The organism is Bradyrhizobium sp. S3.7.6 (assembly GCF_054061875.1).
This window is the reverse complement of record NZ_JBSSEQ010000001.1, coordinates 7,018,762-7,031,579: the sequence shown is the minus strand read 5'-3', so window position 1 is coordinate 7,031,579 and position 12,818 is coordinate 7,018,762. Positions and strand designations below refer to the sequence as shown.

Here is a 12,818-nt window from a genome sequence, read left to right as displayed (position 1 = left end):
TTCCCGAGGAAGTTCGTGCGCATCTTGTCGGCGAACCAGACCACGAAGATCGCAGCGAACGAGAGAGCGAAGTACAGAGCCGCCCAGAGAAGTGCATTACTGGCATTCGACATGACATCCTCCCTTGCATCAGAAATCGATCTGTTGCCGGGAAGGATAGCGGCAGCCGCGACCGCCGATTTGCGCAGGATCAATTTTTGTCGGGCTGCGGCGCAAATGGCCGGCGAGCCTTCATTCCGGGCCCACGATGGATTTGCGGCCTAGGAATGACGCAGCGAGTTACAGCCGAAACTCGTTGGTGAGCTCGCCGATGCCGTCGATCGCGACGGTCACTGTATTCACCGGCTCCTTCATCACCCCGACGCCGACCGAGGTGCCGACGGCGATGAGGTCGCCGGGAAGCAGGGTCATGTCGTGGGAGATTTTGCTGACCAGCTCCTGCGCGGTGAAGATCATGTCCGAGATCGGATAATTCTGCCGCTCCGCCCCGTTGAGGATGGTGCGCACGGTGAGCTTGGCCGGATCGAGGCCGGTTGCGATGACGGGGCCGAACGGGCCGTAATCATCGATGCCCTTGGCACGGGCCCATTGCGGGAAAGTGGGATCGCTGGTCAGGATGTCGTTGGCGGTGATGTCGTTGACGCAGGTGTAGCCGAAGATGAAACTGTCCGCCTCGGCCGGCGAGACACGGGCGCAGGTCCTGCCGATGACGATGCCAAGCTCGCCCTCATAGGTGGTCTTGCCGTCGTAATAAGAGGGACGGCGGATCACGGCGCCCGGCGTCGTGATGGTGGTGGTCGCCTTCAACAGATAGAGCGGCTCCGGCGGCTCGGGCTGGTTCAGCTTGGCGGCGAGCGCGTGGAAATTATTCCAGAGCGCGACGATCTTGCTGGGTGTGCAAGGCGCGAGCAGCTCGACCTCCGACAGCGCCAGAGTCTTGCCCGTGGCTGCATGGCGGCCGAACATCTCGCCCTCATGCACGCTGATGCCTGATTGCGTCAGGGTGCCGAAACCGGTCGCACCGGCATGGCGGAAGCGCAGCCATTGTTTCATCTCGCCCGCCATCACGCCACCGCCAGTGCACGGGGATCGGCAGGCGCGGAGACGCCGTCATAGAGGCCGGCGATTCGGGCACGCTGGGTCACCATCGCCAGCACCGAGTCGAGCGCGGGCGTGGCGATGCCGGTGAGGCGGCCCATCTCCTGCACCACGGTGACGAGCGGGTCGATCTCCATCGGACGGCCGCGCTCGAGATCCTGCAGCATCGAGGTCTTGTGCGCGCCGACCTTGCGGGCGCCCTCGATGCGGCGCTCGACGTCGACGCGGAATTTGACGCCAAACGTCTCGGCGATGCCTTGCGTCTCCACCATGATCGCGCGCGACAGCGCACGCGTGGAGGGATCGGTGCAGATCACGTCGAGCGTTGCATGGGTCAGTGCGCTGATCGGGTTGAAGCAGACATTGCCCCAGAGTTTCAGCCAGATCTCGTCGCGGATGCGATCAAGCACCGGCGCTTTCAGCCCGGCGGCGACGAAGAGATCGGCGAGGCGCTGCACGTCCGAGGTGATTTCGCCGGAGGGCTCGCCGAGCGGGAAATTGTTGCCGTAGACGTGGCGGATCACGCCGGGCGCTTCGATCTCGGTGGCGGGATAGACGATGCAGCCGATGGCGCGCTCGGCGCCGATCTCGCGCCACTGCCGTCCGCCGGGGTCGATGCTCTCCAGCGTCGAATTCTCGTATTGGCCGCCGTGCTTGTAGAAATACCAATAGGGGATGCCGTTGACGGCGGTGACGATGCGGGTGTGCGGCCCGAGCAGCGGCTGCATCTTCTCGATCACGCCGGTGATCGAATGCGCCTTCAGCGTGATGATGATGTAGTCCTGCACGCCGAGCTCGGCGGGATCGTCGGTGCAGCGCGGATGCACGGTGTGCTTCTCCTCGCCCGCGAGCAGGGTCAGCCCGCGCTCGCGCATCGCGGCAAGGTGGGCGCCGCGCGCGACCAGGCTGACGTCGGCGCCAGCGCGTGCGAGCTGAACCCCGAGATATCCGCCGATCGCGCCGGCGCCGTAGATGCAGATCTTCATGAAATCCTCGCGGGTGTCCGGAATTTTGGGACGAAAGATCCGGTCCGGCTCGGAGAGGTCCGAGCCGGGGCCGGCAGTCGCAGGGGAAGTGTGACGCTTTAAGCTGCTGCTTGCGGCGAGCCGTTGATCGCTTCGTCAACGGCAGCAGCAATGTCGCGCATGCTGATGACGGAGACGAGGCTGTAATCGTCGATGACCGGCAGGTGACGGATGTGATTGCGGTTCATCAGATGCCGGACGTGCTCGATCGTGTCTGAGGAGCTGCAGGACACCAGCTGCTGCACCGACACGAGCTGCGAGACCTTGACGTTAATGGCGTTGGCACCATGCTCGGCGACGGCGCGCACCACGTCACGCTCGGTGAACATGCCGACCGCGGTGTTGCCTTCGGAGCGGACCACGTCCTTGACCACCAGCGCGCTGATATTGTTGGCGCGCATCAGCTTGGCGGCGATACCCACCGTTTCGTTCATTCGCACCGTGACAACGCGCGGTGTCTTCTTGCGCAGAATGTCTCCGACCAGCATTGCAACCTCCCTAGGTGAATGACAGGGGAAGTGTGGTATACATAATGCCAATCGTCAAGCATTCGATTTGGCTGATCCGAAAATTCTTGCGGCAGCAATACTGACGTTTGTCATCGTGCCAAAAAGGAAAAGGGGCGCATCGCTGCGCCCCTTTCGACCGATTGAAAGGCGTGTGGTCGCTACGCTGTCTCGGTCTTGGCGTTGCCGGTCTTGGCGGTGCCGGTCGCAGCGTTGGCGCTCTCGGCTTCCTTGCCGAGGATGAAGGAGCGGCGCAGCGGCTTGATCACGAACAGCGCCGTCAGCGCCGCCGTCGCGTTCAGCGCCACCGCGACCACGAACACGGCCTTCCAGCCGTACGTTGCCGAGATCACGCTGGCGAGCGGGACGAGCAGGGATGCCGTGCCTTTCGCGGTGTAGAGCATGCCGTTGTTGGTGGTTGCGTATTTCGAACCGAAGGTGTCGCCGCAGGTCGCAGGGAACAGCGAGTAGATTTCGCCGAACACGCCGAAGTACACCGCGGTCGCGAGCACGAACACGATCGGTATGTTTCCATAGGCCGACAGCGTCAGCAGCATTACCGCCGCGGTGCCGAACGCGATGAACATGGTGTGCTCGCGGCCGATCGTGTCGGAGACCCAGCCGAAGAAGGGACGTCCGAAACCGTCGAAGATGCGGTCGAGCGAGATCGCGAACGTCAATGCCGCCATCTGGAAGCCCGCGAGCGTCACCGGCGTGTCGGCGATCTTGAAGTCGTGCGCGATCGGGCCGATCTGCGCCGCGGTCATCAGGCCGCCGGAGGCGACCATGACGAAAACGAGATACATCACCCAGAAAATAGGGGTGCGCAGCACCTGCGGCGGGGTGAAGTCGATCTTGGTCTGCGGCAGATTGAGCTGCTTCTTCTTCGGCGGGATCGAGATCCGCGGCGGCTGGATGAAGAAGGCGAGCACGAACACGATCAGGCCCTGGCCGATGCCGAAGGTGAGGAACGCGTGCTGGTAGCCGCTCGTTACGATCATGGTCGCGATCGGCACAATGGTGAGCGCGGCGCCCGCGCCGAAGCCGGCAGCGGTCGCACCGGCGGCGAGACCGCGGCGATCGGGGAACCATTTCAGCGCGTTGCCGACGCAGGTGCCGTACACCGCGCCGGCGCCCATGCCGCCGACGACCGCGGCGGCGTAGAGCAGGGTGAGCGAGTCAGCGTAGGAGTTGAGCACCCAGGACAGCGCGATCATGACGCCGCCGAACATGACGACGATGCGCGGACCGTATTTGTCGACGAACCAGGCCTCGATCGGCACCAGCCAGGTCTCGGTGACGACGAAGATGGTGAAAGCGAGCTGGATCGCCGCGCGGCCCCAATGATACTTGGCGTCAATCGGATCGACGAACAACGTCCAGCCGTATTGCAGATTGGCGATCATCGCCATGCAGACGATGCCCATGGCGAGTTGGAACCAACGGAAACCGGTGCGAAGAGGCGCAGCTGTGACGGCGCCGTCCGTGCTGGAAATCATCAATAACCTCCCAACGCGCCTGATTGAATGCGACCTGGGATTGCAAGATGACCCAGTGTCGCAAATATTGTGGCTTATCGTCGCAAGCGCGGCGGGGACATTGGTATACCATATTCCAGAAGGCAAGCCCCATCTTGTGACGCAGCGCAAGAAAAGTGCACGGTTCCGTTCAGGTCAGCGGTAGCCAAGACGGGTTCTGAAAAAACGAAAACGCCCGGCCGTGAGGCCGGGCGTCGTGCTTGGTTTAGATGTGGTGGCGCGCGTCAGGCGGCGGCGGTCGATTTCGCGACCACGACCTTGCGCCAGGGCTTGAGCACCATGATCGCCAGCAGCGAAGCCAGGATGTTGGCGCCGGCCGCGATGATGAACACGCTGTCCCACGTGCCCGACGATTGCTGCATGTAGTTGGCGATCGGGACAAGCAGCGCGGCGGTACCCTTTGCGGTGTAGAGCAGGCCCGCATTGGTGGTCGCGAACTTGGCGCCGAACGTGTCGGTGCAGGTCGAGGGGAACAGCGAGTAGATCTCACCCCAGGCGAAGAACACGAAGCCCGACAGCAGCACGAACCAGAGCGGGTCGTGTCCCCAGAGATAGAGCATCCAGATGCCGAACCCTTCCATGCCGAAGGCGATGAACATCGTGTTCTCGCGGCCGATCATGTCGGAGATCCAGCCAAAGAACGGACGTGTCAGGCCGTTGAGCACGCGGTCAATCGTGGCTGCGAACGTCACCGCGGTCATCGTCACCGCCATCAGCGTCACCGGAACGCTGTCGACCTTCCAGTCGACTGCGATCGGCTTCAGGTTCGCCGTCACCATCAGGCCGCCGGCGCCGACGATCACGAACATGAAGTACATCAGCCAGAAGATCGGCTGGCGCAGCACTTCGGTCGGCTGATAGTTGCGGCGGGTCTGTTGCAACGCAGCGTTCTGCACAACGGGAGGCACCTGTCCGGCCTTCGGCGCGTAGAGGAAGAAGGCGAGGATGCAGATGATGATGCCCTGGCCGAGCCCGAAATACAGGAAGGTGGTCTGGAATCCGCTGTCCTTGATCATGGCCTGAATCGGCGCAACCGTGAGCGCGGAGCCCGCGCCGAAACCGGCCGCCGTGATGCCGGCAGCAAGACCGCGCTTGTCGGGAAACCATTTCAGCGCATTGCCGACGCAGGTGCCGTAGACGCCGCCGGCGCCGATGCCCGCGATGATCATGCCGAGATAGAAGCCGTTGAGCGTGGTGGCTTGCGCATTGATCGCCCAACCGATGGCGCAGAGCACGCCGCCGACGAGCACGACGATGCGCGGGCCGTATTTGTCGACGAACCATCCTTCGACCGGCACCAGCCATGTCTCGAACAGTACGAAGAGCGTAAAGGCCCATTGGATCGAGGCGCGATCCCAGCCGAACTTTTTCTGGATGTCGGGGACGAAGAACGTCCAGCCGTATTGATAATTGGCGATCATCACCATCGCCGCTACACCGACCGCCAATTGCGCCCAGCGATACGTGTCGCTAACCCGCGCGGCGGTTGGAACCGTTGCCTGCACCATGTCCGTCATAAAGCCTCCCGTGGCGCCTCTAATTTTTCTGCGAGCGCTGGAGAGGCATTCTTGTATTCATTATGCCAAGGTTCAAGCGCTGGTCCGGTCACCGTGCGCAAATGCCGCAGGACCTTCATCGGTTGCGGCTGTGACTCGGGACAACGCAAATAGAAATGGCCCCGTCCTGCGGGGCCATTCATCAAAAGTAGTATGTGGACGGTTCTGAAACCGGCGCGTCGCGCTTGCCGCGCGGGAGGCGCTGCTTACAGGCCGAAGCGGGGCAGGTCGCCGTTGTGATTCGAAATCTCGGCGCTCGCCATCAGGAAGCGATCGACCGCAGCCAGGAAGCGGGTGAACAGCGAGGCGGAGGGGGCGAGCGCGACGGAAGCGGTCTTGGACATCTGAATTCCCTTTCTCGAGACGGTCAGTGATGCTGTCTCATTTCGAAGGGCAATCTACGTATACCAGATGCCAGTGTCCATGCATGCCATTGCATAGCAGCATGCATGCTCCCGCATTGCAGCATAATGATCCGTTAAAGGGACCGAACCGAGCTCAAAATTGCCAGCCGGGCTGCTGGAGTTGCGAGATCGGCCCCAAAAGGCCCCCATTACGGAGGCAAAAGAGCGCGGACAGAGCGGCGCGCGGGTTCCAAATCCAACCGCACCGCAACATTCAAGGTCTTGGCAGGCCCAGCCAAAGCCGTTAGTGGTCTGCCCCCTTTTCCAATCAACTGTCAGAGTGGTTCATGTCGAGCGCCTCGCCCGCCGTCTCGATCGGCATCGATTTTGGGACCAGCAACACGGTCGTCGCGATCGCGGCGGACGATCGCCGGGTCGAGGCCATCCGCTTCGATCACGGCGGCCAGCGCCACAGCGTCTACGTCTCGGCGCTGTGCTTCTGGGAGGATCGGCCGGGCGCCGGCGCCCAGGCCGAAGGCGGTCCATGGGCCATCGAGACGTTCCTCGAAGGCCGCCACGTCTACCGCTTCCTGCAGTCGTTCAAGACGTTTGCGGCGAGCTCCAGCTTCAACACCACGCAAGTGTTTCGGCAGCGCTTCAAGTTCGAGGACATTCTGGCGGCGTTCCTGCGCACGCTGGCGCGCCATGGCGGCGAAAAGTTCGGCTTCGAGACGTCCAACATCACGGTCGGCCGCCCGGTGCGGTTCGCCGGCGGCAATCCCGACGAAGCGCTGGCGATGCAGCGCTATCGGGCCGCGTTCGAACGCCTCGGCGCCGGCCACGCGCGCTATGTCTACGAGCCCGTGGGCGCGGCGTTCTCCTTCGCCCGACGGCTGGAGCGCGATGCCACCGTCCTGGTTGCGGATTTCGGCGGCGGCACCAGCGATTTCTCCGTGATGCGTTTCTCGCGCGTGGGTGGTGCCTTGCGTGCGGAGCCGCTTGGACACGCCGGCATCGGGATTGCGGGCGACACGTTCGATTACCGCATCGTCGACCACGTCGTCTCGCCGCGGCTGGGCAAGGGGTCCAGCTTCCGCTCGTTCGACAAGGTGCTGCCGGTCCCCACCGGCCACTATACCAACCTCGCGCGCTGGCATCAGCTCGCGATGATGAAGAGCAATGGCGATCTGCGCGAGCTCCGGGAGCTTGCGCGCAGCGCGCTGAAGCCGAAGCTCCTTGAAGATTTCATCACCATCGTCGATCTCGACCTCGGCTTTTCGCTCTACCGCGCGGTATCCGACGCCAAGGTCGCGCTGTCGGCGCGGGACGAGGTGGACTTCCGCTTCAAGGGGGGCGGCGTCGACATCGGTGCGACCATCACACGGAAGAATTTTGAATCCTGGATTGCCGACGACATCGCCCGGCTGGCTGCCACCGTCGACAAGGTGCTAAGCGAAGCGGGCATCACCGCGCGCGAGGTGGAGAAGGTGTTCTTGACCGGCGGGACTTCCTTCGTTCCGGCCGTCAGAAAGCTGTTCGCCGACCGGTTCGGCAACGAACGGCTGATGTCGGGCGACCAGTTCGAGTCGATCGCCTACGGCCTCGCGCTGATTGGACACAGTCCCGATCCCGATCGCTGGACCGCAAGCGGTGGGATTACGCCGAAGGCGGGCGCGTAGCCCAGCAACAGCCGCCATTGCTTGGCTGCTCGCAATGACGACGGAGAGCTGTCATCAGTGCCGTAGGGTGGGCAAAGGCGCGGAGCGACGTGCCCACCATCTTTCCGAGGTTGAGAGAGCATCGGTGGGCACGCTGCGCTTTACCCACCCTACGATACTGATTTCGCCGCTACTGATTGATCTCCGGCTCCACGAGCCTTGCGAGGCTTCGCAGCGATTCCTGCCAGCCGAGATAGCAGGCCTCCGGCGGGATGACGTCAGGGATGCCGGCCTGGGTGATGTCGACCTCGGTGCCGACCGAGACCTTCTTCAGCGTCACGGTCACCTGGATTTCGCCGGGCAGATTGGGGTCGTCGAACTTGTCGGTGTAGCGGAGACGTTCGCCCGCGACGAGCTCGAGATATTCGCCGCCGAAGGCGTGGCTGTTGCCCGTCGTGAAATTTCGGAACGACATCTTGAACGTGCCCCCGACCTTGGGCTCGAGGTGATGGACGGTGCAGGTAAAGCCGTTCGGCGGAAGCCATTTCGCCAGCGCATCCGCCTCGAGGAAGGCGCGATAGACTTTCTCCGGACTGGTCGAGAGAACGCGGTGCAGACGTACAGTGCTGGGCATGTTCTTTCATCCTCTTGCATCGATGGGCCCGACCTTGGCGTCTACGGCCCATTCATGTCTCAAGGACGACCGGGACGCCGCCGATCCGACATGGCATTGCAGATAAACGGGGGCCGCCGAAACCGGCGGCCCTTGATGCTGTTTTTGTTCGTCTTGGAACTTATCTTGGACGTTGTTTTGGATCGGTTTGCCGCTCACCGCGTCCAGTCTTCACCCGCGCACAACGTTCCCATGCAGCCCCGGACGTTGAGACTGCCGGATGGCAGCAAGCTGACGGTGCTCGCATAGGTCTTTCCGTCGTCGGCATTATAGATCCTGCCCGACCATTTATTTTCGCCGGCAGCCTGCATGTCGATGAACAGGGAGATGCCGACGATCTTCCGGCCGCGCAATGCAGGATCGGCGTTATGGTCGTCGAGCTGCGCCTTGCCCGTCTTCTTATCGATCGGCTCCTTCAGCCAGACGACCCGGCCGCATAGCGCATTGCCGCAACGGCTCACCTTGATCCTCGCGTCGCCAGACTGTGTCAGCCAGACACCAGCGGGACCGCTGGCCGTTGCGGCTTCAGCGTTTCCAAGCGGGGAGATGGACAACAGCGCTGCGAGCAGGTGCCGGACGAGGGTGGAACGCATGGGGGCTCCATATTGGACCAATTGTCATGAAATATTTCATGATAAACGATCAATATATCGCGCTTAAGGTTGAGTCAATTGTGCGGAACATGCATATTGGGGGAGGGTGGTTGCCTGGAAATTGCGGAGTGCTTGGAGATGGGTGTGGTGGAGATATCGGTACGTGAGGCCCGGCAGAGCTGGTTCCGGCGTCTCGATCTTGCGTTCTGGGCGATCTGGGCGGCACTGCCGGTGGTGGTGTGGCTCGCCTATCTCCGGAGCACGACCGCCTCCGCCTCGATCGCGGCGAGCCTTGGTCCCGACCAGGTGAAATGCGCAGGCCTTGTCGCCAATCCGCTCGAGATGTCGCGCCCGGGACAGCTGTTGTTCTGGACGCTATTTGCGCTTCAGCTCTCGTTCTTCGCCGTGTTGATCGGCATCCTGCACCGTATGGTGCACCGATTCGCACGCGGCCGGATCTTCGCGTCCGAGACGCTTCAGGGTGTGTGGTGGATGGGGATCATTCTGGTGATCTGGCCGTTCATCGACCTGATCACCAGCAACGCGGTGGCTTATGCCTTGCACGAGATCGGCGACGTCAAGTTCTTCCTGCCGTCCTACAACGTCGACATCGGCACGATCGCGGGCGGGATGTTCCTGATGGCGCTGAAATTCGTCATCGAGCACGCCATCCTGCTGCAGTCCGAAAACGAGCTGACGATCTGAGGTGAATGCTTGTGCCGATCGTCGTGAACCTCGATGTCATGCTTGCGAAGCGGAAGCGCCGCCTCGGGGACCTCGCCGACGCAATCGGCATTTCCATCCAGAACCTGTCGGTCCTGAAAACGGGCAAGGCGAGGGCGATGCGCTTCTCGACCCTGGCCGCGATCTGCCGCGAGCTAGATTGTCAGCCCGGAGACATCCTCGAATATGTCGCAGGCGAGGAGGGCCGCGATGAGGATGCAGGCGAGGGGAGCTGAGCTTACACCTGGCGTGCCTTGTCCGCCTTCGTGCTGCACACGAGAACCTGAAACACGTCCTCCATGTGCAACGGTTGGCGCGTTTGCGCGCTCACTTGAATCGAGCTCGCCTGGTGCGAGCTCTACCTCGCGGCCGGCCGGACGACCGATCCGTCAGATCGTTGCCACATCCTGCGGCGTCATCGTGAAGGCGAGCCGGTAGCGGCCGATCGTCGGATTGTCCTGCGCGCCCAGAGCGCCAAGCGCCGCCGGCGAAAGTCGGTCGGCGGTCACCTGCTCGATCGCGTCGGCATCGTAACCCGACAGCAGCATGATCCAGTCGGCGGCGCCGTCCTTGCCGCGGATCTGCTGCTCGGTGGTGGGCGAGCTGGTCCGGGGCGTGTCGGTCAGGAGGAGGTGGGCGCCGGTCAGTCCCGGCATCTGCGCCAATGTGCCGAGCGTCTCCGAGAGATGTGTCTGCAACTCCGCCTCGCGCCCGGCCTCCGGCGAAAGCCGGATGGTGGCGAGCGAGGTCGCGACGCCGCCGCCAAAGCTGGCGGCGACGCGGCACTGGCTGCGGACCATGCCGAGATGGTGCGGCATCATCTTGGTCGACCACGGCGTCGGCGCGTTGAGCCGGTCGAGATATCCCTTCGACGTGAGCACCTCGTACCGCTCCAGCTCGTACAGCACGAAGAAGCCGTCGGTGTCCGTCGTGCTGGTCCAGCGCGATCCGCGCCGGAAGCCGGGAATGCTCATCCGCTCGGGAAAATGTTCGTGGGAATGCCAGTCGCCGAACTCCGCGCGCTGCTCGTGGCGGACGCTCCACCACATCGCGACGGCGGCCTTGCCAAGCAGTGACATGCTGACCTCCCTGTTTTCCAGCACTTTGCCTTGACGCCAACGGAGGAAGCAAGTCGTTCACGCTTCCAATCCGACCCCGTACTGTCAGGTGTGATCTGCTATCCCTTCGCGGCGGAGCCGGCACGTGTGGAGCTTGGCAGTCTTTCGGTGCACACAGTCGATTGGCTGGAGGGAGAGTGGTGCGGGTCTTCCGCGAGCAACTTGCCGGTGGCGTACGGTGTGCGCTCGATAGCGCGGCATCGCATCGACGCTCTCGGGCCAGCACAGTTAGCCGACACCAAATCGCGGCTGCGAACGCGCAACTCACCTTGCCTCAGGCGCCTTTCGGGCCTGAATTCGTAAAGTCCGAATTGTTCCGCCGGAGCCCATGAGGCATTAAATCCCGCCAAGCCTTGCAACTGGCGCCGATGAGGTATACGTTGGTGCTGTTCGTTCAGCCGCTGTGCCTTGTTGAATGCGCCCGCGGGCTCCTTTTCCAGAGACATCGACGAATTGAATCTGGTTCTGCGTGAGTGTCACGCGGAATGTGCGCGTATGCGCTTTGGAGAAGAATAATGACGACAGGTACCGTGAAGTGGTTCAACGGCCAAAAGGGCTTTGGATTCATTCAGCCCGACGACGGCGGCAACGATGTGTTCGTTCACATCAGCGCAGTCGAGCGGGCTGGTCTCTCAGGTCTCGCCGAGGGCCAGAAGGTCAACTTCGAGGCCAAGACCGACAAGATGCGAGGCAAGGTCAGCGCAGAGAATCTATCGCTGGCCTAAGATCCTGCGCCGTTTCACGGATGTACTGAAACGGCCACGCTGCCCGCTCGATCCCAGGGATTGAGCGGGTTTTGTCCGTTGCGGGAGTGGGTGAAGCATGAGCGGCAAGAAGTCGGCTGAACCGTCACCCCAAAGCATTGCGCGTACCAACCGTCAGCGTTTGGCTGCCGAGGAGGGAACGCGGGCAATGGCGGACGTCGAGAGACAGGCCGTCGATGTTCGCAAGAACATGGCGCGGCTTCGCGAACTGCGCGAAGCCAAGGAAGCGGCCGACGCAACTCTTCAAGCATCGCTGCCGGCACCAACCCTGACGAAGCGCAAGAGAAAGCTGACGCGATAGTCGAATTCAACTGCGTCGACGAAAATCTGGAGAGGGCCGGTCACATGCCAAAGAGTGCGGATCGTGCCTAGGATCAAGTCGGACAGCGGTGGTACAATCACCTTCTTTCTCGCGCTTGGCGCAGGCCGGCAGATGTGCCGCCTTGCGACCACGTTTCAGACGCAGAAGCAGGCCTTCAGCTATCTTCAGAAATACCGGACGGAATTCGAGCGCATCGCGCGGAGCCGATTGGCCTCCGGGGAGCTCGAAGACGGGATCGTCGTGCTTTCGATGCTCTAAAGCATGATCCGGACCCGAAGGGCCGCGTTTGCGCAAAGTGCGAAGCGGTTTTCCGAAAAGATCATGCTCAAACAATAACCTAAAGCGCGTTGACGATTCATTCCGATCTCATCGCGCTTTCGGTCAGGCGTCGATTTCGACGCGACGCGCTCAGCGCCAGCCTCCATCGCGCGGATGCAACATCGTGACCCGGCAGGGAACGCGTCCTATTCAGAGCGGTCCTTCGGCTCGGCCTCGCGGGCCAGTCGCTCCGCTTTCAGCCGCTCGCGATTCTCGTTGAAGGAGTGCTGGTCCTTCGCATAGTCATTGATCGGCTTCTGCGTTTTGACAGGCTTGAACGCCTTGTTGGCTTCACGCTTGGCCCGATCCGAGGATTGATCTCTCAACATTTCGACCTCGTTTTGATCAACAAGCTGTGACAGGACAGGTGCTGGCCGACGCCTCCCACCCGCAAACGCTGTGCGTAGGCTTGCTACCTTTCGGGGCGAGAAGAAGGCCAATTCTGCAGCGTTGCGCAGATGCTTTTGCGATGTGTTTCAGTCACTCGCCTTGGCGGCTGCGTTGCTCGTACGTCGGGATAGCACGCCGGCTTAGACAACAATGGCACGCCGCCGCTTTTGTTCCAAGGACCCTGCGGACTGG

Annotated in this window: 16 protein-coding genes; 6 read left to right on the top strand and 10 right to left on the bottom strand. The window is 62.3% G+C overall.

Features of this window, described 5'->3' with window-relative positions; all coding sequences use genetic code 11:
* Nucleotides 1-279: 279 nt before the first annotated feature.
* From ACVJ5M_RS34310 to ACVJ5M_RS34285, 6 genes are all read right to left on the bottom strand, one after another.
* The gene (locus tag ACVJ5M_RS34310; protein WP_063986546.1) at nt 280-1,053 is read right to left on the bottom strand and encodes a fumarylacetoacetate hydrolase family protein; all 774 of its coding nucleotides are present in this window, start codon (nt 1,051-1,053) and stop codon (nt 280-282) included.
* A gap of 11 nt (nt 1,054-1,064) precedes the next feature.
* A complete protein-coding gene (locus ACVJ5M_RS34305; protein ID WP_063984530.1) occupies nt 1,065-2,084 on the bottom strand; it encodes a 2-dehydropantoate 2-reductase in 1,020 nt (339 codons plus the stop codon).
* A gap of 98 nt (nt 2,085-2,182) precedes the next feature.
* Complete coding sequence (locus ACVJ5M_RS34300) at nt 2,183-2,611, bottom strand: CBS domain-containing protein (protein WP_063984529.1); 429 nt, start codon at nt 2,609-2,611, stop codon at nt 2,183-2,185.
* 179 nt (nt 2,612-2,790) lie between these two features.
* Nucleotides 2,791-4,128: an oxalate/formate MFS antiporter gene (oxlT, locus tag ACVJ5M_RS34295; RefSeq protein ID WP_063984528.1), complete on the bottom strand. Its 1,338-nt coding sequence runs from the start codon at nt 4,126-4,128 to the stop codon at nt 2,791-2,793.
* A gap of 263 nt (nt 4,129-4,391) precedes the next feature.
* Nucleotides 4,392-5,684, bottom strand: a complete 1,293-nt coding sequence (gene oxlT, locus ACVJ5M_RS34290; protein ID WP_063984527.1) for an oxalate/formate MFS antiporter — start codon at nt 5,682-5,684, stop codon at nt 4,392-4,394.
* A gap of 245 nt (nt 5,685-5,929) precedes the next feature.
* Nucleotides 5,930-6,067 (bottom strand): hypothetical protein, encoded by a 138-nt coding sequence (locus tag ACVJ5M_RS34285; protein ID WP_166098301.1) that lies wholly within the window; start codon nt 6,065-6,067, stop codon nt 5,930-5,932.
* A 347-nt stretch (nt 6,068-6,414) separates the two neighbouring features.
* Between ACVJ5M_RS34285 and ACVJ5M_RS34280 the strand changes: the two genes are divergently transcribed.
* The gene (locus ACVJ5M_RS34280; protein WP_063984526.1) at nt 6,415-7,746 is read left to right on the top strand and encodes an Hsp70 family protein; all 1,332 of its coding nucleotides are present in this window, start codon (nt 6,415-6,417) and stop codon (nt 7,744-7,746) included.
* A 169-nt stretch (nt 7,747-7,915) separates the two neighbouring features.
* Here ACVJ5M_RS34280 and ACVJ5M_RS34275 read toward each other — a convergent pair whose 3' ends face one another.
* Nucleotides 7,916-8,359: an SRPBCC family protein gene (locus ACVJ5M_RS34275; RefSeq protein WP_063984525.1), complete on the bottom strand. Its 444-nt coding sequence runs from the start codon at nt 8,357-8,359 to the stop codon at nt 7,916-7,918.
* Between the two features lie 194 nt (nt 8,360-8,553).
* On the bottom strand, nt 8,554-8,991 hold the full coding sequence (locus tag ACVJ5M_RS34270) for a DUF2147 domain-containing protein (RefSeq protein ID WP_084795231.1): 438 nt from the start codon (nt 8,989-8,991) through the stop codon (nt 8,554-8,556).
* 138 nt (nt 8,992-9,129) lie between these two features.
* On the opposite strand from ACVJ5M_RS34270, the gene ACVJ5M_RS34265 reads away from it, so the two are divergent.
* Together ACVJ5M_RS34265 and ACVJ5M_RS34260 are read left to right on the top strand one after the other, a co-directional pair.
* Complete coding sequence (locus ACVJ5M_RS34265; protein ID WP_063984524.1) at nt 9,130-9,696, top strand: DUF2975 domain-containing protein; 567 nt, start codon at nt 9,130-9,132, stop codon at nt 9,694-9,696.
* Nucleotides 9,697-9,707: 11 nt separating this feature from the next.
* The gene (locus tag ACVJ5M_RS34260; protein ID WP_063986544.1) at nt 9,708-9,950 is read left to right on the top strand and encodes a helix-turn-helix domain-containing protein; all 243 of its coding nucleotides are present in this window, start codon (nt 9,708-9,710) and stop codon (nt 9,948-9,950) included.
* Nucleotides 9,951-10,103: 153 nt separating this feature from the next.
* On the opposite strand, the gene ACVJ5M_RS34255 is transcribed toward ACVJ5M_RS34260, so the two are convergent.
* Nucleotides 10,104-10,793, bottom strand: coding sequence for a hypothetical protein (locus ACVJ5M_RS34255; RefSeq protein WP_063986543.1), 690 nt, complete (start codon nt 10,791-10,793; stop codon nt 10,104-10,106).
* 554 nt (nt 10,794-11,347) lie between these two features.
* Between ACVJ5M_RS34255 and ACVJ5M_RS34250 the strand changes: the two genes are divergently transcribed.
* From ACVJ5M_RS34250 to ACVJ5M_RS34240, 3 genes are all read left to right on the top strand, one after another.
* A complete protein-coding gene (locus ACVJ5M_RS34250) occupies nt 11,348-11,557 on the top strand; it encodes a cold-shock protein (protein ID WP_028151479.1) in 210 nt (69 codons plus the stop codon).
* Nucleotides 11,558-11,654: 97 nt separating this feature from the next.
* On the top strand, nt 11,655-11,897 hold the full coding sequence (locus tag ACVJ5M_RS34245) for a hypothetical protein (RefSeq protein ID WP_063984523.1): 243 nt from the start codon (nt 11,655-11,657) through the stop codon (nt 11,895-11,897).
* Nucleotides 11,898-11,951: 54 nt separating this feature from the next.
* Nucleotides 11,952-12,176, top strand: coding sequence for a hypothetical protein (locus tag ACVJ5M_RS34240; RefSeq protein WP_028151477.1), 225 nt, complete (start codon nt 11,952-11,954; stop codon nt 12,174-12,176).
* Nucleotides 12,177-12,382: 206 nt separating this feature from the next.
* Here the strand turns inward: ACVJ5M_RS34240 and ACVJ5M_RS34235 are convergent, their stop codons facing one another.
* The gene (locus tag ACVJ5M_RS34235; protein ID WP_063984522.1) at nt 12,383-12,565 is read right to left on the bottom strand and encodes a hypothetical protein; all 183 of its coding nucleotides are present in this window, start codon (nt 12,563-12,565) and stop codon (nt 12,383-12,385) included.
* Nucleotides 12,566-12,818 lie beyond the last annotated feature (253 nt).